Consider the following 16,300-nt stretch of genomic DNA (forward strand, 5'->3'; position numbering starts at 1 on the left):
GCCGCCTGGCTCGGCCGGGTCGTGCGGGTGCCCGGTCCCTGTCTCGCTTGACCAGTGTTGTTGCCATAGTGCCCACCGAAGGGAACAAGGCGGTCCGCGGCGCGTCTAAGATGCGCCGCATGAGTTATGGGCAGGGGGAGCCCCCATGGGATCCCTGGAAACCGAGTTCCCAGCAACCGCAGTGGGACAGCCGGGGCGGCACCCCCGACTGGGCCGCACTCGCCGAGGCCTCCGAGGCGCGCAACAAGCGCCGTCGGCTGCTGCTGATCCTCGGCGGGGCTCTGGCCACGATCGGCATCGGCGCCGCCGTCACGGTCGCGGTCGTGTCCGCGAACGGCAGCTCCGGGACCTCGGGCAAACCGGCCGGCGCCCTGCCCGGCACGGCGGACATCCCCAGTGAGAGCGCCGACCCGGCCCCGTCCTTCGCCCCGACTTCGGCGCCTCCCCCGCTGAACCCGATGGACTTCATCTCCAGCGCCGCGAAGGACACGGCCCCGATCAGCGCGAACACGCTGTTCCCCGGCACGCAGCTGACCGTGGGCGCGAACGTCTACAAGCGGGGCCCCTCGGCCGCCACGAAGAACTGCGCCTCCGCCGTCCAGGGCACGCTGCCCGCGGTGCTCACCAAGAACGACTGCACGGAGGTCTTCCGCGCCACCTACACCAAGGACGGCGTGGCGGTGACGGTCGGTGTGGCCCTGTTCGACACCGCGTCCCAGGCGACGAAGGCGAAGTCGGAGGCGGACGACAAGAGCATCCTCACCTCGCTGTCCGGCAAGGGCGTGCCCGCCTTCTGCCGGACGACGATCTGCCGCTCCACCACCAATTCCTACGGCCGCTACGCCTACTTCACGCTCGCCGGCTTCACCAGCGGCAAGGACGTGACGACCAAGGACGCCAAGGTCTTCGCGGCCGGCGACGACCTGGCCGAGTTCACCTTCCGCCAGATACGGCGCCGGGGCGAGGCACAGGCGTCCGCGGCCTCCAACCAGTAGCGGTACGGGCCTGCCGGGGGCTCAGCAACAGCCCGCCCCCGGCAGCGTCCGTTTGTTCCGCGCCTCCTTGTTCCGCGCGGCGAGCAGCTCGTCGGCCGGGTAGCCGACCTCCTCCAGCGTGAGCCCGTGCGGCCGTACGACGTGCACCGCCGAGTCCCGCACCCCGGCGGCCAGCACCTTCGCGGGCCAGTCGGACGGGCGGTGCCCGTCTCCCACGAACAGCAGCGCCCCGATCAGCGAGCGCACCATGTTGTGACAAAAGGCGTCCGCACGGACGGTGGCCGTGATGATTCCGTCCTCACCGCGCACCAGGCTCAGCTCCTGGAGGGTGCGAATGGTGGTCGCGCCCTCGCGCTTCTTGCAGTAGGCGGCGAAGTCGTGCTCCCCCAGGAGCCCCCGGGCGGCCTCGTTCATCGCGTCGACGTCGAGCGGCCAGTCGTGCCAGAGGACATGGTTCCGCAGAAGGGGATCGACACCGCCGGGGTTGTCGGTGACCCGGTACGCGTACCGGCGCCAGACGGCCGAGAAACGGGCGTTGAAGCCCCTGGGAGCCTCCCGGAGGGCCCACACCCGTACGTCCTTGGGAAGGCGCCCGGCAAGCCGCTTCAGCAGCTTCCCACGGTGCTCGCCCCAGACCTCGAGGGGAAGGTCCACATGGGCCACCTGGCCCCGGGCGTGCACCCCGGCGTCGGTCCGCCCGGCGACGGTCAGCTCGTACGTCTCCCCGGACCGGGTGACCGTCCGCAGGGCGTCCTCGACCTCCCCCTGCACGGTCCGCCTGCCGCCGGCCTGCTTGGCCCAGCCGTGGAAGTCGGTGCCGTCGTAGGAGAGGTCGAGACGGACACGGACGCGGCCGGCCTGTACTTCCTCACTCACTCCTGGATCCTCTCAGGTACGCGAAAGCGGGCCCGCCCCGAAGGGCGGACCCGTTCTCAGGGCGAGGGCGGACCTCAGGCGTCCTTGGACTCCTGGGCCGGAGCCTCGGCGGCCTCGTCGGCGGCCGGAGCCGCGTCCTCGACCTGGGTCTCCTCGACCTTGGTCTCCTCGGCCTCCTTGACGGCGCGCTTGGTCGCCGCCTCGGCCTCGCCGACCGCCTTCTGCTGCACCGTCAGCGCCTCGACCAGCTCGATCACGGCCATGGGCGCGTTGTCGCCACGGCGGTTACCGATCTTGGTGATACGGGTGTAGCCACCCGGACGGTTCTCGTAGCGCGGGCCGATCTCGGTGAAGAGCGTGTGGACGACGCCCTTGTCCGTGATCACCTGAAGCACCTGACGGCGGTTGTGAAGGTCGCCCTTCTTCGCCTTGGTGATCAGACGCTCGGCGTACGGGCGCAGGCGGCGGGCCTTCGCCTCGGTGGTGGTGATACGCCCGTGCTCGAAGAGCGACTTCGCGAGGTTCGCGAGGAGCAGCTTCTCGTGCGCGGCACTGCCGCCCATGCGGGGACCCTTGGTGGGCTTCGGCATCGTGTTTCTCCTAGGTGTCTGCCCCGGCCGTATCAGGTACCGGGGTCAGTATCCGAGCAGGCGGTCGCCTGTCGGAGATCCGGGGCAGCCCCGCATGGGGGTGCCCCGGAAGGGGCGCGGGGAACCGAGCGATCAAGCACAGCGCACCCGCACCGCAAACGGACCGTCTGGTCCGAGCTCTCAGTACTGCTCGGTCTCGACGAAGCCCGCGTCCGCGTCGTCGTCGGCGCCGAAGGCGTCGGCGGCGGCGGTCGGGTCGAATCCGGGCGGGCTGTCCTTCAGGGCCAGGCCCATGCCGGCCAGCTTCGCCTTGACCTCGTCGATGGACTTCGCACCGAAGTTGCGAATGTCCAGCAGGTCGGCCTCGGAACGGGCGACGAGCTCACCCACGGAGTGGATGCCCTCACGCTTGAGGCAGTTGTAGGAGCGGACCGTGAGCTCCAGCTCCTCGATCGGCAGCGCCAGGTCGGCGGCCAGGGCGGCGTCCGTCGGGGACGGGCCCATGTCGATGCCCTCGGCATCGATGTTCAGCTCGCGGGCGAGGCCGAACAGCTCGACCAGGGTCTTTCCGGCCGACGCCATGGCGTCACGCGGACGCATGGCCTGCTTGGTCTCGACGTCGACGATCAGCTTGTCGAAGTCGGTGCGCTGCTCGACACGGGTCGCCTCGACCTTGTAGGTGACCTTGAGAACCGGCGAGTAGATCGAGTCGACCGGGATGCGGCCGATCTCCTGACCCACCTGCTTGTTCTGCACGGCGGAGACATAACCGCGACCGCGCTCGACGGTCAGCTCCATCTCCAGCTTGCCCTTGCCGTTGAGCGTGGCGAGGACGAGGTCGGGGTTGTGCACCTCGACACCGGCCGGGGGCGCGATGTCGGCGGCGGTGACGAGACCCGGGCCCTGCTTGCGCAGGTACATCACGACCGGCTCGTCGTGCTCGGAGGAGACGACCAGCTGCTTGATGTTGAGGATCAGGTCGGTGACGTCCTCCTTGACGCCCGGCACGGTGGTGAACTCGTGCAGAACGCCGTCGATGCGGATGGACGTGACCGCCGCACCCGGGATCGAGGAGAGGAGCGTACGACGCAGGGAGTTGCCGAGGGTGTAACCGAAGCCCGGCTCCAGCGGCTCGATCACGAACCGGGAGCGGAACTCGTCGACGACCTCTTCGGTCAACGAGGGACGCTGAGCGATCAGCATGGGTGGATCAGATCCTTCTTTCGTGGACGCCCGCTATTTGACGTCCGACGGAAACCGCACCCGTGAAAAGTGCGGGTACTGCAAGGGTACGGGCGGCACGGCCCCTCACGGAGACGTACCGCCCGAATCCCGTAAGCAGCCAGGCCTCAGACGCGGCGGCGCTTCGGCGGACGGCAGCCGTTGTGCGGGGTCGGGGTGACGTCCTGGATGGAGCCGACCTCGAGGCCCGTGGCCTGCAGGGAGCGGATCGCGGTCTCACGACCGGAGCCCGGGCCCTTGACGAACACGTCGACCTTGCGCATGCCGTGCTCCTGGGCGCGGCGGGCGGCCGACTCGGCGGCCATCTGCGCGGCGAACGGCGTGGACTTCCGGGAGCCCTTGAAGCCGACGTGGCCGGCGGAGGCCCAGGAGATCACGTTGCCGGACGGGTCGGTGATCGAAACGATGGTGTTGTTGAACGTGCTCTTGATGTGCGCGTGGCCGTGAGCGACGTTCTTCTTTTCCTTGCGGCGCACCTTCTTGGCAGCGCCCTGACGTCCCTTGGGGGGCATCCTTTAACTCCTAGGGAGGTGGTCGGTCCTACAGCGAAGACCGTGGACAGGTGTCCGCTGCGGACTACTTCTTGCCCGGCTTCTTCTTGCCGGCGATGGCGCGACGCGGGCCCTTGCGGGTACGGGCGTTGGTGCTGGTGCGCTGACCGCGGACGGGAAGACCACGGCGGTGCCGCAGACCCTGGTACGTGCCGATCTCGACCTTGCGGCGGATGTCGGCCTGGATCTCACGACGGAGGTCACCCTCGGTCCTGATGTTGTTGTCGACGTACTCGCGGATCGCGACGAGCTGCTCCTCGGAGAGGTCGCGAACGCGGGTGTTCGGGTCGACGCCGGTGGCTGCCAGCGTCTGCTGCGAAAGGGTCCGGCCGATGCCGAACACGTAGGTGAGGGCGATCTCCACGCGCTTTTCGCGCGGGATGTCAACACCGGAAACGCGTGCCATTCAATGGCTCCAGTTGATCTTCGGAGGTCTTCCACAGGACCGGCTCCCAGCCGCCGTACGAGGTACGAACTGGGTCCCCGGCCTCCGAACCGGGGGTATCGAGCCTTCCGGCTCGGGCCCTGCGTATGAACTGTTCAGCTTGCGTCGCGCGAATCTCTGCGATCGATGCAGAGGGTGCGGTCGTGCGTCAGCCCTGGCGCTGCTTGTGGCGCGGGTTCTCGCAGATGACCATGACCCGGCCGTGACGGCGGATCACCCTGCACTTGTCGCAGATCTTCTTGACGCTCGGCTTGACCTTCATGGGATGTGAGGTTCTCCGGGTCAGTGCCACCACCCCGCCGAAACGGGATGCGCGCCCCGCGAGCGCGGGGTGCGGGCAAGATCTACTTGTAGCGGTAGACGATCCGGCCACGCGTCAGGTCGTACGGAGACAGCTCCACCACGACCCGGTCGTCAGGGAGGATGCGGATGTAGTGCATACGCATCTTGCCGCTGATGTGTGCCAGGACCTGGTGGCCGTTCTGGAGCTCGACCTTGAACATGGCGTTCGGAAGAGACTCGACGACAGTGCCCTCGATCTCGATGGCACCTTGCTTCTTGGCCACGCTTCGCCCTTCGAATCGACTACCTTGATCAACTCCGTACGAGCGCATGCGGACATGCGGATGCACGAGAGCCGACGAGTCAGTCTACGTCAGCGCACCCGGAAACACGAATCGATGGAGTCTGCCCCACGCGGAAGATCATTATGCGAGAGGATCGGGAGCCGCGGTGACGCCGTACTCCGCCAGCTTGGCCTTGCCGCCGTCGGGGGCCGTGAGCACCAGCGGGCCCTGTTCCGTCAGGGCGACGGAGTGCTCCCAGTGGGACGACCATGTTCCGTCGGTGGTGATGACGGTCCAGTCGTCGTCGAGGACCTCCGTCCTCGGAGTCCCGAGCGACACCATCGGCTCGATGGCGAGGCAGAAGCCGGGCACCAGCCTCGGGCCCTTGCCGCGCCTGCGGTCGACGTAGTTCAGCAGGTGCGGGTCCATGTGCATCTCGGTGCCGATGCCATGGCCGCCGTAGTCCTCGATGATCCCGTACCGCCCGCCGCCCGGCTTGGGCTGCCGGCGGATGTACGTCTCGACGGCCCGGGAGACGTCGACGAGCCGGTTGCCCTGCTTCATCGCCGCGATCCCGGCCCACATGGACTCCTCGGTCACCCGGGACAGCTCGATCAGCTCCGGAGCGTGGCCCGACCCCACGAACGCGGTGAAGGCGGCGTCCCCGTGCCAGCCGTCGACGATCGCACCCGCGTCGACGGAGATGATGTCGCCGTCCTTGAGCACCACCTCGTCGGAGGGGATGCCGTGGACGACCACCTCGTTCACCGAGGTGCAGATGGTCGCGGGGAAGCCGCCGTAGCCCAGGAAGTTCGACTTCGCCCCGTGCTCGGCGAGGACCTTGCGAGCCACCTCGTCCAGGTCCTTCGTCGTGGCGCCCGGCACCGCCGCCTCACGCGTGGCCGCGTGCACGGCGGCGACGACCAGCCCCGCCGCACGCATCTTGGCGATCTGCTCGGGGGTCTTGATCTGCACCATGGGGGCTGCGGCCTTTCTGACCGGGGGACTGGGGACAGCTTCAACGATACGGGGCCGCGTCATCCAGCCCTGCGGCGTGCGAGGAGCACCGCCCACAGGTCGGCCGCGGCTCCCTGGCGGGGGAACCGCGGCCGGTGACAGCAGCGACGACTACTTGTCGCCGACCTTCTGCGTGAGCGCGTCCATGGAGCGCTGGGTGACCTCATCCACCTTGCCGAGGGCCGGGATGGTGACCACCAGATCCTGGGCCTTGTAGTGGTCGATGATCGGCTCGGTCTGCGTGTGGTAGACCTCCAGCCGCTTGCGGACGGTGTCCTCGGAGTCGTCGTCACGCTGGTACAGCTCGCCGCCGCAGATGTCGCAGACGCCGTCCTGCTTCGGCTTCTTGTACGAGACGTGGAAGACGTGCGACGAGTCGTTGCGGCACACGCGGCGGCCCGCGATGCGCTTGACGACCTCCTCCTCGGGCACCTCGAGATCGAGGACCGCGTCCAGCTTCATGCCCTCGGACTTGAGCATGTCGTCCAGCGCCTCCGCCTGCTGCACATTGCGCGGGAAGCCGTCCAGCAGGAAGCCGTTCTGCGCGTCGGGCTGCTCCATGCGGTCCTTGGCCATCGCGATGGTGACCTCGTCCGGTACCAGTTCGCCCCTGTCCATGTAGGACTTCGCCAGTTTGCCGAGTTCCGTCTGCTGGCTGATGTTGGCGCGGAACAGGTCGCCCGTGGAGATGTGCGGGATCGACAGGTTCTTGGCGAGGAACGCGGCCTGCGTTCCCTTGCCGGCGCCGGGCGGCCCGACGAGGACAATTCGCATCAGCGGAGGAACCCTTCGTAATTGCGCTGCTGGAGCTGGCTCTCGATCTGCTTCACCGTCTCGAGACCGACACCCACGATGATCAGGATGCTGGTACCACCGAACGGGAAGTTCTGGCTAGCCCCGAAGCCAACCAACGCCATTGTCGGTACGAGAGCGATCAGACCCAGGTACAGCGAACCCGGCCAGGTGATCCGGTTGAGCACGTACGACAGGTACTCAGCGGTGGGCCGACCGGCCCGGATGCCCGGGATGAAGCCACCATACTTCTTCATGTTGTCCGCGACTTCTTCGGGGTTGAAGGAGATCGCCACGTAGAAGAACGCGAAGAAAACGATGAGCAAGAAGTACAGACTGATGTAAATCGGGTGGTCGCCCTTGGTCAGGTTGTCGTTGATCCAGCGCTTCCAGTCGGAATTGCCCCCGGAGAACTGGGCCACCAGTGCCGGGATGTACAGCAACGACGACGCGAAGATGACGGGAATCACACCCGCCTGGTTCACCTTCAGCGGGATGTACGTGGACGTACCGCCGTAGGACCGGCGGCCGATCATGCGCTTCGCGTATTGGACCGGGATGCGCCGCTGCGCCTGCTCGACGAAGACCACCAGGCCGACCATGACGAGGCCGACGAGGATGACCGTGCCGAACTCGATCCAGCCGCCGGCCAGGGTGCCCTGCTTCTTGATGGCCCACAGCGCGGACGGGAAGGTCGCGGCGATCGAGATGAACATCAGGATCGACATGCCGTTGCCGATGCCGCGGTCGGTGATCAGCTCACCGAGCCACATGACGACGGCCGTGCCGGCGGTCATGGTGATGACCATCGTGATGGTGGTGAAGATCGACTGGTCCGGGACGATCGAGGTCGCCACCGGGCAGCCGGAGAACAGGGCGCCGCTGCGGGCGGTCGCCACCAGACCGGTGCCCTGGAGGATCGCCAGCGCCACCGTCAGGTAACGGGTGTACTGCGTGATCTTCGCCGTACCCGCCTGGCCCTCCTTCTTCAGGGCCTCCAGGCGCGGAATGACCACGGTCAGCAGCTGGAGAATGATGCTCGCCGTGATGTACGGCATGATGCCCAGCGCGAAGACCGTGATCTGCAGCAGCGCTCCGCCGCTGAACATGTTGACCAGACCGAACAGGCTCTGGTTGCCCTTGTTGGCCACGTCGATACAGGTCTGGACGCTCTTGTAGTCCACGCCGGGGATCGGGATGTGCGTACCGATCCGGTACACGACAATGATCGCGAGCGTGAAGAGCAGCTTCTTGCGCAGGTCGGGCGTCCTGAACGCCCGGGCGAACGCGGTGAGCACGGTGCCTCCTGCGACCCCCGCGCAACTGCGTCAAGGGTGACGGTCTTGAGATTCCGACTGGACAACGACATGTGTAACGGTCGACTGCCGCCCAAGGTGCCCGTACCGCGGCACCCTGTGAAAGTTGGCAGTGCAGGCCACCTTACCGGCGAGACCGCCCCCCTTGGAACGACCAACCGGGGATACCCCTTATCTGGGGTATCCCCGGTCGGGATCGTTCAGGTCATCGAGACGCCCGAAAGGTTCAGACGAGCTCGGTGACGGTGCCGCCGGCGGCGGTGATCTTCTCCTTGGCGGAGCCGGAGACGGCGTCGACCGTCACCTGCAGCGCCACGGAGACCTCGCCCTGGCCGAGGACCTTGACGAGGCTGTTCTTGCGAACGGCACCCTTGGCCACCAGGTCCTCGACCGTGACCTCGCCACCCTGCGGGTAGAGCGCGGCCAGCTTGTCGAGGTTCACGACCTGGTACTCGGTCTTGAACGGGTTCTTGAAGCCCTTCAGCTTCGGGAGGCGCATGTGCAGCGGCATCTGGCCACCCTCGAAGCGCTCCGGAACCTGGTAGCGGGCCTTGGTGCCCTTGGTACCACGACCGGCCGTCTTACCCTTCGACGCCTCACCACGACCGACACGGGTCTTGGCGGTCTTGGCGCCCGGGGCGGGACGGAGGTTGTGGATCTTGAGCGGGTTCTGCTCCGCCATGATCAGTCGACCTCCTCGACCGTCACGAGGTGGCGGACGGTGTGCACCATGCCGCGGAACTCGGGGCGGTCCTCCTTGACGACCACGGTGTTGATCCCCTTGAGACCAAGCGACCGCAGAGTGTCACGGTGGTTCTGCTTGCTGCCGATGTAGGACTTGACCTGCGTGATCTTGAGCTGCGCCATGATTACGCACCCGCCCCGGCACGCGCACGCAGAAGGGCCGCGGGAGCGATGTCCTCGAGCGGCAGACCGCGGCGGGCCGCGATCTCCTCGGGACGCTGCAGACCCTTCAGGGCCTCCACGGTCGCGTGCACGATGTTGATGGCGTTGTCGGAGCCGAGCGACTTCGACAGCACGTCGTGGATACCGGCGCACTCGAGCACGGCACGCACCGGGCCACCGGCGATCACACCGGTACCGGGCGACGCGGGCTTGAGCAGCACAACGCCGGCAGCCTTCTCACCCTGGATCGGGTGCGGGATGGTGCCCTGGATCCGGGGGACCTTGAAGAAGTGCTTCTTGGCTTCCTCGACACCCTTGGCGATGGCGGCCGGCACCTCCTTGGCCTTGCCGTATCCGACACCCACGGTGCCGTCACCGTCGCCCACCACGACCAGCGCGGTGAAGCTGAAGCGACGACCACCCTTCACAACCTTGGCGACGCGGTTGATCGCGACAACGCGCTCAACGTACGCGGTCTTCTCGGCGGCAGCAGCGCCGCCGTCACGGCCCTTCCGGTCCCGCCGCTCGCCGCCACCGGCACCGCCACCGCGGCGCTGGGGTCCAGCCATTGGATTTACCTCTCTCTTTTCCGCTAGCTACGGCGGCTCAGAACCTGAGCCCGGCCTCGCGGGCGGCGTCCGCCAGGGCGGCGATGCGCCCGGCGTACTGGTTGCCACCACGGTCGAACACGACGGCCTCGACACCGGCGGCCTTGGCGCGCTCGGCGACCAGGGCGCCGACCTGCTTGGCCTGCGCGGACTTGTCGCCCTCGCCACCACGGATCGAGCTGTCCAGGGTGGACGCCGACGCCACGGTGTGGCCCTTGAGGTCGTCGATCACCTGCGCCACGATGTGGCGGTTGGAGCGGGTCACGACCAGACGGGGACGCTCGGCGGTACCCGAGACCTTCTTGCGGATCCGGATGTGACGACGCTTGATAGCAGCACGCTTGTAAGCGTCGCCCTTGAGGATCTTCTGCCCGTATGCCATGGCTTACTTACCCGCCTTTCCGACCTTGCGGCGGATGACTTCGCCCTCGTACTTGACGCCCTTGGCCTTGTACGGGTCGGGCTTGCGCAGCTTGCGGATGTTGGCCGCAACCTCGCCGACCTTCTGCTTGTCGATGCCCTCGACCTGGAATCGGGTCGGGGTCTCCACCTTGAAGGAGATGCCCGCGGGGGCCTCGACCAGGATCGGGTGGCTGTAGCCGAGGGCGAACTCGAGGTTCGAACCCTTGGCGGTCACGCGGTAACCGACACCACTGATCTCGAGCTTCTTCACGTAACCCTGGGTCACGCCGGTGATCATGTTCGCCACCAGCGTGCGGGACAGGCCGTGGAGAGCCTTGTTCTGACGCTCGTCGTTGGGGCGGGTCACCTGGAGGGTGCCGTCCTCGTTCTTGACGATCTCGATCGGCGCGACGATGGTGTGGGTCAGCTCGCCCTTGGGGCCCTTGACCGAAACCGTGTTGCCGTCGATGGTGACGTCCACGCCGGCGGGAACCGCGATGGGGAGCTTGCCGATGCGCGACATAGCTGTTTCCTCCGTTCCCTTCCGTTACCAGACGTAGGCGAGGACTTCCCCACCCACGCCCTTCTTGCCGGCCTGCTTGTCGGTGAGGAGCCCGTGGGACGTGGAGATGATCGCCACGCCGAGGCCGCCGAGCACCTTCGGCAGGTTGGTGGACTTCGCGTAGACCCGGAGACCGGGCTTGGAGATCCGCTTGATGCCCGCGATGGAGCGCTCACGGTTCGGGCCGAACTTCAGCTCGAGGACGAGGTTCTTGCCGACCTCGGCGTCCTCGACACGCCAGCCCGTGATGAAGCCCTCCTGCTGGAGGATCTCCGCGATGTGAGACTTGATCTTCGATGCCGGCATCGTCACGGAGTCGTGGTACGCCGAGTTCGCATTCCGCAGACGCGTCAGCATGTCTGCGATCGGATCAGTCATGGTCATGAATTGGCCTTCGGCCTCTCTCGCCGGGGTTTCCTGGTGCGCCATCCCTCTCCCCGATCCGAGACGGGACGGGTGCGGCGCGGTGGACCTACGGCGTAGTAAGTCGTACGGGCGGCAGACGCCCAACCCCACAAGCCTAAGGCATGTGAGGTGGGTCGCCTGCCGACCCAGATGCTTACCGAGAGCCCGGCATCAACCCAACTGGGCTGTTACCAGGAGCTCTTGGTCACGCCCGGCAGCTCGCCACGGTGAGCCATCTCACGAAGGCACACGCGGCACAGGCCGAACTTGCGGTACACGGAGTGCGGACGGCCGCAGCGCTGGCAGCGGGTGTACGCGCGCACACCGAACTTGGGCTTGCGAGCAGCCTTGGCAATCAGAGCCTTCTTCGCCATCTCGCTCACGCCTCCTTGAACGGGAAGCCGAGGTGACGAAGGAGCGCGCGGCCCTCAGCGTCGTTGGTCGCCGTGGTGACCACGGTGATGTCCATACCCCGGACGCGGTCGATCTTGTCCTGGTCGATCTCGTGGAACATGACCTGCTCCGTGAGACCGAAGGTGTAGTTGCCACGGCCGTCGAACTGCTTGGGGGACAGGCCGCGGAAGTCGCGGATGCGCGGAAGCGCCAGCGACAGGGTGCGGTCCAGGAACTCCCACATGCGGTCGCCACGGAGCGTGACGTGGGCACCGATCGGCTGGCCCTCACGCAGCTTGAACTGCGCGATGGACTTGCGGGCCTTGGTGACGGCCGGCTTCTGACCGGTGATCGTGGTGAGGTCGCGGATGGCGCCCTCGATCAGCTTGGAGTCGCGGGCGGCGTCGCCCACACCCATGTTGACCACGATCTTGACGAGGCCCGGGATCTGCATGACGTTCTCGTACTTGAACTCGTCACGCAGCTTGGGGGCGATCTCGTCGCGGTACTTCTGCTTCAGACGCGGGGCAGTGGTGGTAGCCATCAGATGTCCTCACCCGTCCGCTTGGCAACGCGGATCTTGTTGCCTTCGTCGTCGAAGCGGTAACCGACACGCGTGACGACCTTCTGACCGTCCTTCTCCACGACGAGCTGAACGTTGCTCACGTGGATCGGGGCCTCGGTGGTCACGATGCCGCCGGCCTGGGAACCGCTTGCGGTCGGGCCGGCCTTGGTGTGCTTCTTGACCCGGTTGACACCCTCGACCAGGACACGCTCCTCGCGCGGGTAAGCGGCAATGACCTTGCCCTGCTTGCCCTTGTCCTTGCCGGTGATGACCTGGACCAGGTCGCCCTTCTTGATCTTCATGCTCACAGCACCTCCGGCGCGAGGGAGATGATCTTCATGAACTTCTTCTCGCGCAGCTCACGGCCGACGGGGCCGAAGATACGGGTGCCACGAGGGTCGCCGTCGTTCTTCAGAATGACGGCGGCGTTCTCGTCGAAGCGGATGTACGAGCCGTCCGGACGGCGGCGCTCCTTGACGGTGCGAACGATGACCGCCTTGACGACGTCACCCTTCTTCACGTTGCCACCGGGGATCGCGTCCTTGACGGTGGCGACGATGACGTCACCGATGCCCGCGTAGCGGCGACCGGAGCCACCGAGCACACGGATGCAAAGGATCTCCTTCGCACCAGTGTTGTCGGCGACACGCAGTCGCGACTCCTGCTGGATCACGTCTATCTCCTGATTGTCTGCCGGTTCCCCGGGGGCCGCTCAACCGAGCGGCCCCCGGAGCCTGGCGGAACTGTCCTGCGAGGGGTGCCTCGCAGGAGAATTACTTGGCCTTCTCGAGGATCTCGACGACGCGCCAGCGCTTGGTCGCGGACAGCGGCCGGGTCTCCATCAGGAGGACACGGTCGCCGACACCCGCGGCGTTCTGCTCGTCGTGCGCCTTGAGCTTGTTCGTACGGCGGATGACCTTGCCGTACAGCGCGTGCTTGACGCGGTCCTCGACGGCGACGACGACGGTCTTGTCCATCTTGTCGCCGACGACGAGACCCTCACGGGTCTTGCGGAAGCCGCGCGCCTCAGTGTTCTCTGCAGTCACATTGTTCTCGCTCATCAGGCGTTCTCCACCGTTTCGATGCCCAGCTCACGCTCGCGCATCAGGGTGTAGATCCGCGCGATGTCCTTGCGGACCGCCTTCAGACGGCCGTGGTTCTCGAGCTGGCCCGTCGCCGCCTGGAAGCGGAGGTTGAACAGCTCTTCCTTGGCCTCGCGGAGCTTGCCCAGAAGCTCCTCGTTGCCCAGCTCGCGCAGCTCGGACGCCTTGGTACCGGCCGACATCACGCTTCACCTGCCTCGCGCTTGACGATCCGGCACTTCATCGGCAGCTTGTGGGCCGCACGGGTCAGCGCCTCACGGGCGATCTTCTCGTTCGGGTAGGACAGCTCGAACATCACGCGACCAGGCTTGACGTTCGCGATCCACCACTCCGGCGAACCCTTACCGGAACCCATGCGGGTCTCGGCGGGCTTCTTGGTCAGCGGACGGTCCGGGTAGATGTTGATCCAGACCTTGCCGCCACGCTTGATGTGACGGGTCATCGCGATACGAGCCGCCTCGATCTGGCGGTTCGTCACGTAGGCCGGGGTCAGCGCCTGGATGCCGTACTCGCCGAACGCAACCTGCGTTCCACCCTTGGACATACCATCGCGCTTCGGGTGGTGCTGCTTGCGGTGCTTGACCCTACGGGGGATCAGCATGTCGGTCAGGCCTCCGTTCCGGTGCTCTCAGCCGGAGCGGACGCGGGAGCCTCGGCCTTGGGGGCCTCGGCGCCGGCAGCCTGCTGCGGCTTGCGACCGCGCCGCTCGCCACCGCGGCCACCACGGGCCGGGCGGTCGGCGCCACCGCGGGCCGGGCGGTTACCCGCACGGGCGGCAGCGTTCTCGGCGCGGACCTCGGCGATGTTCTTGACGTCGCCCTTGTAGATCCAGACCTTCACACCGATGCGGCCGAAGGTCGTCTTGGCCTCGAAGAAGCCGTAGTCCACGTTCGCGCGGAGCGTGTGCAGGGGCACACGGCCCTCGCGGTAGAACTCCGAGCGGGACATCTCGGCGCCGCCGAGGCGGCCACCGCACTGGATCTTGATGCCCTTGGCGCCCGCCTTCATCGCCGACTGCATGCTCTTGCGCATGGCGCGGCGGAAGGAGACGCGGGAGGAGAGCTGCTCGGCAACGGCCTGGGCCACCAGCTGAGCGTCCGTCTCGGGGTTCTTGACCTCGAGGATGTTCAGCTGGACCTGCTTGCCCGTGAGCTTCTCGAGGTCGCCGCGGATGCGGTCGGCCTCGGCGCCACGGCGGCCGATGACGATGCCCGGACGCGCGGTGTGGATGTCCACGCGGACGCGGTCACGGGTGCGCTCGATCTCAACCTTCGAGATGCCGGCGCGCTCCATGCCGGACGTCATCATCCGACGGATGGCGACGTCTTCCTTGACGTAGTCCTTGTACAGCTTGTCGGCGTACCAACGCGACTTGAAGTCGGTCGTGATACCGAGCCGGAACCCATGCGGGTTTACCTTCTGGCCCATTACCGGGTTCCTTCCTTGCTGCTGACGACCACGGTGATGTGGCTGGTCCGCTTGCGGATCCGGTAGGCACGGCCCTGGGCACGCGGACGGAACCGCTTCAGGGTCGGGCCCTCGTCGACGTAGGCCTCGGAGACGTAGAGGCTGTCGACATCGGTGTGGTCGTAGTTGTGCGCGGCGTTGGCGATGGCGCTGTCCAGCACCTTGCCGACCGGCACGCTCGCGGCCTGCGGGGCGAAACGCAGGACCGCCTGAGCCTCCGTGGCGGCCATGCCACGGATGAGGTCCACCACGCGGCGGGCCTTCATGGGCGTGACGCGGATGTACCGCGCCTGGGCCCTGGCTTCCATGGTTGTCCCTTCAGTGTCTGTCATGGTCATTCACCCCGCGTTAGCGGCGCTTCGACTTCCGGTCGTCCTTGACGTGACCCCGGAAGGTGCGCGTCGGCGAGAACTCGCCGAGCTTGTGGCCGACCATCGACTCGGTGACAAACACCGGGATGTGGGTCTTGCCGTTGTGCACCGCGATCGTGTGGCCGAGCATGGCCGGGACGATCATCGAGCGGCGGGACCAGGTCTTGATGACGTTCTTGGTACCGGCTTCGTTCTGGACGTCCACCTTCTTCATCAGGTGGTCGTCGACGAAGGGTCCCTTCTTCAAGCTACGAGGCATCTCAACCCGTCCTTAGCGCTTCTTGTTCGTCTTGCGGCGGCGGACGATGTACTTGTTGCTCGCCTTCTTGGCGGAACGAGTACGGCCTTCCTTCTGACCCCACGGGGACACCGGGTGGCGGCCACCGGAGGTACGGCCCTCACCACCACCGTGCGGGTGGTCGACAGGGTTCATGACCACACCACGCACGGTGGGGCGGACGCCCAGCCAGCGCTTGCGGCCGGCCTTGCCCCAGTTGATGTTCGACTGCTCGGCGTTGCCGACCTCGCCAACAGTGGCGCGGCAGCGGACGTCGACCAGGCGGATCTCACCGGACGGCATGCGCAGGTGGGCGTAGGCGCCCTCCTTCGCGAGCAACTGCACGGAGGCACCGGCCGAGCGGGCGAACTTGGCGCCGCCGCCCGGACGCAGCTCGATGGCGTGCAGGGTCGTACCGACCGGGATGTTGCGCAGGGCAAGGTTGTTGCCCGGCTTGATGTCGGCCCCGGGACCGTTCTCGACGCGGTCGCCCTGGTTCAGGCCACGCGGCGCGAGAATGTAGCGCTTCTCGCCGTCCGCGTAGTGCAGGAGCGCGATGCGCGCGGTGCGGTTGGGGTCGTACTCGATGTGCGCGACCTTCGCCGGCACGCCGTCCTTGTCGTGACGACGGAAGTCGATCACGCGGTAGGCGCGCTTGTGTCCGCCACCCTGGTGGCGAACGGTCACACGACCGGCGTTGTTACGGCCGCCCTTGCTGTGCAGGGGACGGACCAGCGACTTCTCCGGCGTGGACCGCGTGACCTCGACGAAGTCGGCGACGCTGGCGCCACGACGGCCCGGCGTAGTCGGCTTGTACTTGCGGATTCCCATTTCTCAGTCCTCGTCCGATA

The 16,300-nt window shown here is 66.9% G+C and carries 28 protein-coding genes; 1 reads left to right on the plus strand and 27 read right to left on the minus strand.

Annotated elements, in window-relative coordinates; genetic code table 11:
- Window positions 1-119 precede the first annotated feature (119 nt).
- Window positions 120-995, plus strand: a complete 876-nt coding sequence (locus ABZ823_RS04185; protein ID WP_361653454.1) for a hypothetical protein — start codon at window positions 120-122, stop codon at window positions 993-995.
- 21 nt (window positions 996-1,016) lie between these two features.
- On the opposite strand, the gene truA is transcribed toward ABZ823_RS04185, so the two are convergent.
- The 27 genes from truA to rplB all read right to left on the minus strand — a co-directional run bounded on the left by truA (window position 1,017) and on the right by rplB (window position 16,280).
- The gene (gene truA / locus ABZ823_RS04190; RefSeq protein ID WP_361653456.1) at window positions 1,017-1,871 is read right to left on the minus strand and encodes a tRNA pseudouridine(38-40) synthase TruA; all 855 of its coding nucleotides are present in this window, start codon (window positions 1,869-1,871) and stop codon (window positions 1,017-1,019) included.
- A 74-nt stretch (window positions 1,872-1,945) separates the two neighbouring features.
- Window positions 1,946-2,461, minus strand: a complete 516-nt coding sequence (rplQ, locus tag ABZ823_RS04195) for a 50S ribosomal protein L17 (protein WP_361653458.1) — start codon at window positions 2,459-2,461, stop codon at window positions 1,946-1,948.
- A gap of 180 nt (window positions 2,462-2,641) precedes the next feature.
- Complete coding sequence (locus ABZ823_RS04200) at window positions 2,642-3,664, minus strand: DNA-directed RNA polymerase subunit alpha (RefSeq protein WP_003966937.1); 1,023 nt, start codon at window positions 3,662-3,664, stop codon at window positions 2,642-2,644.
- 146 nt (window positions 3,665-3,810) lie between these two features.
- A complete protein-coding gene (gene rpsK / locus ABZ823_RS04205; protein ID WP_003956432.1) occupies window positions 3,811-4,215 on the minus strand; it encodes a 30S ribosomal protein S11 in 405 nt (134 codons plus the stop codon).
- Between the two features lie 64 nt (window positions 4,216-4,279).
- Window positions 4,280-4,660, minus strand: a complete 381-nt coding sequence (gene rpsM / locus ABZ823_RS04210) for a 30S ribosomal protein S13 (RefSeq protein WP_217245475.1) — start codon at window positions 4,658-4,660, stop codon at window positions 4,280-4,282.
- Between the two features lie 187 nt (window positions 4,661-4,847).
- Complete coding sequence (gene rpmJ / locus ABZ823_RS04215; RefSeq protein WP_003998809.1) at window positions 4,848-4,961, minus strand: 50S ribosomal protein L36; 114 nt, start codon at window positions 4,959-4,961, stop codon at window positions 4,848-4,850.
- 82 nt (window positions 4,962-5,043) lie between these two features.
- Complete coding sequence (infA, locus tag ABZ823_RS04220) at window positions 5,044-5,265, minus strand: translation initiation factor IF-1 (RefSeq protein ID WP_003948620.1); 222 nt, start codon at window positions 5,263-5,265, stop codon at window positions 5,044-5,046.
- Window positions 5,266-5,406: 141 nt separating this feature from the next.
- A complete protein-coding gene (map, locus tag ABZ823_RS04225) occupies window positions 5,407-6,243 on the minus strand; it encodes a type I methionyl aminopeptidase (RefSeq protein WP_361653460.1) in 837 nt (278 codons plus the stop codon).
- Window positions 6,244-6,393: 150 nt separating this feature from the next.
- The gene (locus tag ABZ823_RS04230) at window positions 6,394-7,056 is read right to left on the minus strand and encodes an adenylate kinase (RefSeq protein ID WP_361653462.1); all 663 of its coding nucleotides are present in this window, start codon (window positions 7,054-7,056) and stop codon (window positions 6,394-6,396) included.
- On the minus strand, window positions 7,056-8,372 hold the full coding sequence (gene secY, locus ABZ823_RS04235) for a preprotein translocase subunit SecY (protein ID WP_361653464.1): 1,317 nt from the start codon (window positions 8,370-8,372) through the stop codon (window positions 7,056-7,058). The genes ABZ823_RS04230 and secY overlap by 1 nt, the downstream gene beginning before the upstream one ends.
- 244 nt (window positions 8,373-8,616) lie before the next feature.
- The gene (rplO, locus tag ABZ823_RS04240) at window positions 8,617-9,072 is read right to left on the minus strand and encodes a 50S ribosomal protein L15 (RefSeq protein ID WP_361653466.1); all 456 of its coding nucleotides are present in this window, start codon (window positions 9,070-9,072) and stop codon (window positions 8,617-8,619) included.
- Between the two features lie 2 nt (window positions 9,073-9,074).
- On the minus strand, window positions 9,075-9,257 hold the full coding sequence (gene rpmD / locus ABZ823_RS04245) for a 50S ribosomal protein L30 (RefSeq protein WP_003998814.1): 183 nt from the start codon (window positions 9,255-9,257) through the stop codon (window positions 9,075-9,077).
- A 2-nt stretch (window positions 9,258-9,259) separates the two neighbouring features.
- Window positions 9,260-9,865, minus strand: coding sequence for a 30S ribosomal protein S5 (gene rpsE / locus ABZ823_RS04250; RefSeq protein WP_189782213.1), 606 nt, complete (start codon window positions 9,863-9,865; stop codon window positions 9,260-9,262).
- A gap of 37 nt (window positions 9,866-9,902) precedes the next feature.
- Window positions 9,903-10,286, minus strand: coding sequence for a 50S ribosomal protein L18 (rplR, locus tag ABZ823_RS04255; RefSeq protein WP_361653469.1), 384 nt, complete (start codon window positions 10,284-10,286; stop codon window positions 9,903-9,905).
- Between the two features lie 3 nt (window positions 10,287-10,289).
- Entirely contained in the window at window positions 10,290-10,829 is a 540-nt protein-coding gene (gene rplF / locus ABZ823_RS04260; protein WP_361653471.1) for a 50S ribosomal protein L6, read from the minus strand.
- A gap of 24 nt (window positions 10,830-10,853) precedes the next feature.
- On the minus strand, window positions 10,854-11,252 hold the full coding sequence (rpsH, locus tag ABZ823_RS04265; RefSeq protein ID WP_030046382.1) for a 30S ribosomal protein S8: 399 nt from the start codon (window positions 11,250-11,252) through the stop codon (window positions 10,854-10,856).
- 209 nt (window positions 11,253-11,461) lie between these two features.
- Window positions 11,462-11,647, minus strand: a complete 186-nt coding sequence (locus ABZ823_RS04270) for a type Z 30S ribosomal protein S14 (protein ID WP_003956452.1) — start codon at window positions 11,645-11,647, stop codon at window positions 11,462-11,464.
- A gap of 5 nt (window positions 11,648-11,652) precedes the next feature.
- On the minus strand, window positions 11,653-12,210 hold the full coding sequence (gene rplE, locus ABZ823_RS04275; protein ID WP_030174550.1) for a 50S ribosomal protein L5: 558 nt from the start codon (window positions 12,208-12,210) through the stop codon (window positions 11,653-11,655).
- Window positions 12,210-12,533 (minus strand): 50S ribosomal protein L24, encoded by a 324-nt coding sequence (rplX, locus tag ABZ823_RS04280; RefSeq protein ID WP_086726220.1) that lies wholly within the window; start codon window positions 12,531-12,533, stop codon window positions 12,210-12,212. The genes rplE and rplX overlap by 1 nt, the downstream gene beginning before the upstream one ends.
- A gap of 2 nt (window positions 12,534-12,535) precedes the next feature.
- Complete coding sequence (gene rplN, locus ABZ823_RS04285; protein ID WP_003998823.1) at window positions 12,536-12,904, minus strand: 50S ribosomal protein L14; 369 nt, start codon at window positions 12,902-12,904, stop codon at window positions 12,536-12,538.
- A 100-nt stretch (window positions 12,905-13,004) separates the two neighbouring features.
- A complete protein-coding gene (gene rpsQ, locus ABZ823_RS04290; protein ID WP_361653474.1) occupies window positions 13,005-13,292 on the minus strand; it encodes a 30S ribosomal protein S17 in 288 nt (95 codons plus the stop codon).
- Window positions 13,292-13,516 (minus strand): 50S ribosomal protein L29, encoded by a 225-nt coding sequence (gene rpmC, locus ABZ823_RS04295; RefSeq protein ID WP_018564811.1) that lies wholly within the window; start codon window positions 13,514-13,516, stop codon window positions 13,292-13,294. Before rpmC ends, rpsQ begins: the two co-directional genes overlap by 1 nt.
- Window positions 13,516-13,935, minus strand: coding sequence for a 50S ribosomal protein L16 (gene rplP / locus ABZ823_RS04300; RefSeq protein WP_046418010.1), 420 nt, complete (start codon window positions 13,933-13,935; stop codon window positions 13,516-13,518). Before rplP ends, rpmC begins: the two co-directional genes overlap by 1 nt.
- A 5-nt stretch (window positions 13,936-13,940) precedes the next feature.
- A complete protein-coding gene (gene rpsC, locus ABZ823_RS04305) occupies window positions 13,941-14,762 on the minus strand; it encodes a 30S ribosomal protein S3 (protein WP_066995710.1) in 822 nt (273 codons plus the stop codon).
- Window positions 14,762-15,109, minus strand: coding sequence for a 50S ribosomal protein L22 (rplV, locus tag ABZ823_RS04310; RefSeq protein ID WP_361653683.1), 348 nt, complete (start codon window positions 15,107-15,109; stop codon window positions 14,762-14,764). Before rplV ends, rpsC begins: the two co-directional genes overlap by 1 nt.
- A gap of 40 nt (window positions 15,110-15,149) precedes the next feature.
- The gene (gene rpsS / locus ABZ823_RS04315) at window positions 15,150-15,431 is read right to left on the minus strand and encodes a 30S ribosomal protein S19 (protein ID WP_108954814.1); all 282 of its coding nucleotides are present in this window, start codon (window positions 15,429-15,431) and stop codon (window positions 15,150-15,152) included.
- Window positions 15,432-15,443: 12 nt separating this feature from the next.
- Window positions 15,444-16,280: a 50S ribosomal protein L2 gene (gene rplB, locus ABZ823_RS04320; RefSeq protein ID WP_361653477.1), complete on the minus strand. Its 837-nt coding sequence runs from the start codon at window positions 16,278-16,280 to the stop codon at window positions 15,444-15,446.
- Between the last annotated feature and the right edge of the window lie 20 nt (window positions 16,281-16,300).

This window comes from Streptomyces sp. NPDC047079, from assembly GCF_040643755.1.
Classification (GTDB): Bacteria; Actinomycetota; Actinomycetes; order Streptomycetales; family Streptomycetaceae; genus Streptomyces.

What these genes read in the sequence shown, in the direction of transcription:
- rplQ (WP_361653458.1), bottom strand. Translation starts at nt 2,461, where the DNA reads ATGCCGAAGCCCACCAAGGGTCCCCGCATGGGCGGCAGTGCCGCGCAC.
- rpsS (WP_108954814.1), bottom strand. Translation starts at nt 15,431, where the DNA reads ATGCCTCGTAGCTTGAAGAAGGGACCCTTCGTCGACGACCACCTGATG.
- rpmJ (WP_003998809.1), bottom strand. Translation starts at nt 4,961, where the DNA reads ATGAAGGTCAAGCCGAGCGTCAAGAAGATCTGCGACAAGTGCAGGGTG.
- rplR (WP_361653469.1), bottom strand. Translation starts at nt 10,286, where the DNA reads ATGGCATACGGGCAGAAGATCCTCAAGGGCGACGCTTACAAGCGTGCT.
- rpsQ (WP_361653474.1), bottom strand. Translation starts at nt 13,292, where the DNA reads ATGAGCGAGAACAATGTGACTGCAGAGAACACTGAGGCGCGCGGCTTC.
- rplB (WP_361653477.1), bottom strand. Translation starts at nt 16,280, where the DNA reads ATGGGAATCCGCAAGTACAAGCCGACTACGCCGGGCCGTCGTGGCGCC.
- rpmC (WP_018564811.1), bottom strand. Translation starts at nt 13,516, where the DNA reads ATGTCGGCCGGTACCAAGGCGTCCGAGCTGCGCGAGCTGGGCAACGAG.
- rpsM (WP_217245475.1), bottom strand. Translation starts at nt 4,660, where the DNA reads ATGGCACGCGTTTCCGGTGTTGACATCCCGCGCGAAAAGCGCGTGGAG.
- ABZ823_RS04230 (WP_361653462.1), bottom strand. Translation starts at nt 7,056, where the DNA reads ATGCGAATTGTCCTCGTCGGGCCGCCCGGCGCCGGCAAGGGAACGCAG.
- ABZ823_RS04200 (WP_003966937.1), bottom strand. Translation starts at nt 3,664, where the DNA reads ATGCTGATCGCTCAGCGTCCCTCGTTGACCGAAGAGGTCGTCGACGAG.
- map (WP_361653460.1), bottom strand. Translation starts at nt 6,243, where the DNA reads ATGGTGCAGATCAAGACCCCCGAGCAGATCGCCAAGATGCGTGCGGCG.
- rpsC (WP_066995710.1), bottom strand. Translation starts at nt 14,762, where the DNA reads ATGGGCCAGAAGGTAAACCCGCATGGGTTCCGGCTCGGTATCACGACC.
- rplO (WP_361653466.1), bottom strand. Translation starts at nt 9,072, where the DNA reads ATGGCGGAGCAGAACCCGCTCAAGATCCACAACCTCCGTCCCGCCCCG.
- ABZ823_RS04270 (WP_003956452.1), bottom strand. Translation starts at nt 11,647, where the DNA reads ATGGCGAAGAAGGCTCTGATTGCCAAGGCTGCTCGCAAGCCCAAGTTC.
- rplV (WP_361653683.1), bottom strand. Translation starts at nt 15,109, where the DNA reads ATGGAAGCCAGGGCCCAGGCGCGGTACATCCGCGTCACGCCCATGAAG.
- ABZ823_RS04185 (WP_361653454.1), top strand. Translation starts at nt 120, where the DNA reads ATGAGTTATGGGCAGGGGGAGCCCCCATGGGATCCCTGGAAACCGAGT.
- rpsK (WP_003956432.1), bottom strand. Translation starts at nt 4,215, where the DNA reads ATGCCCCCCAAGGGACGTCAGGGCGCTGCCAAGAAGGTGCGCCGCAAG.
- rpsH (WP_030046382.1), bottom strand. Translation starts at nt 11,252, where the DNA reads ATGACCATGACTGATCCGATCGCAGACATGCTGACGCGTCTGCGGAAT.
- rplX (WP_086726220.1), bottom strand. Translation starts at nt 12,533, where the DNA reads ATGAAGATCAAGAAGGGCGACCTGGTCCAGGTCATCACCGGCAAGGAC.
- rplE (WP_030174550.1), bottom strand. Translation starts at nt 12,210, where the DNA reads ATGGCTACCACCACTGCCCCGCGTCTGAAGCAGAAGTACCGCGACGAG.
- rplF (WP_361653471.1), bottom strand. Translation starts at nt 10,829, where the DNA reads ATGTCGCGCATCGGCAAGCTCCCCATCGCGGTTCCCGCCGGCGTGGAC.
- rplP (WP_046418010.1), bottom strand. Translation starts at nt 13,935, where the DNA reads ATGCTGATCCCCCGTAGGGTCAAGCACCGCAAGCAGCACCACCCGAAG.
- rpmD (WP_003998814.1), bottom strand. Translation starts at nt 9,257, where the DNA reads ATGGCGCAGCTCAAGATCACGCAGGTCAAGTCCTACATCGGCAGCAAG.
- rpsE (WP_189782213.1), bottom strand. Translation starts at nt 9,865, where the DNA reads ATGGCTGGACCCCAGCGCCGCGGTGGCGGTGCCGGTGGCGGCGAGCGG.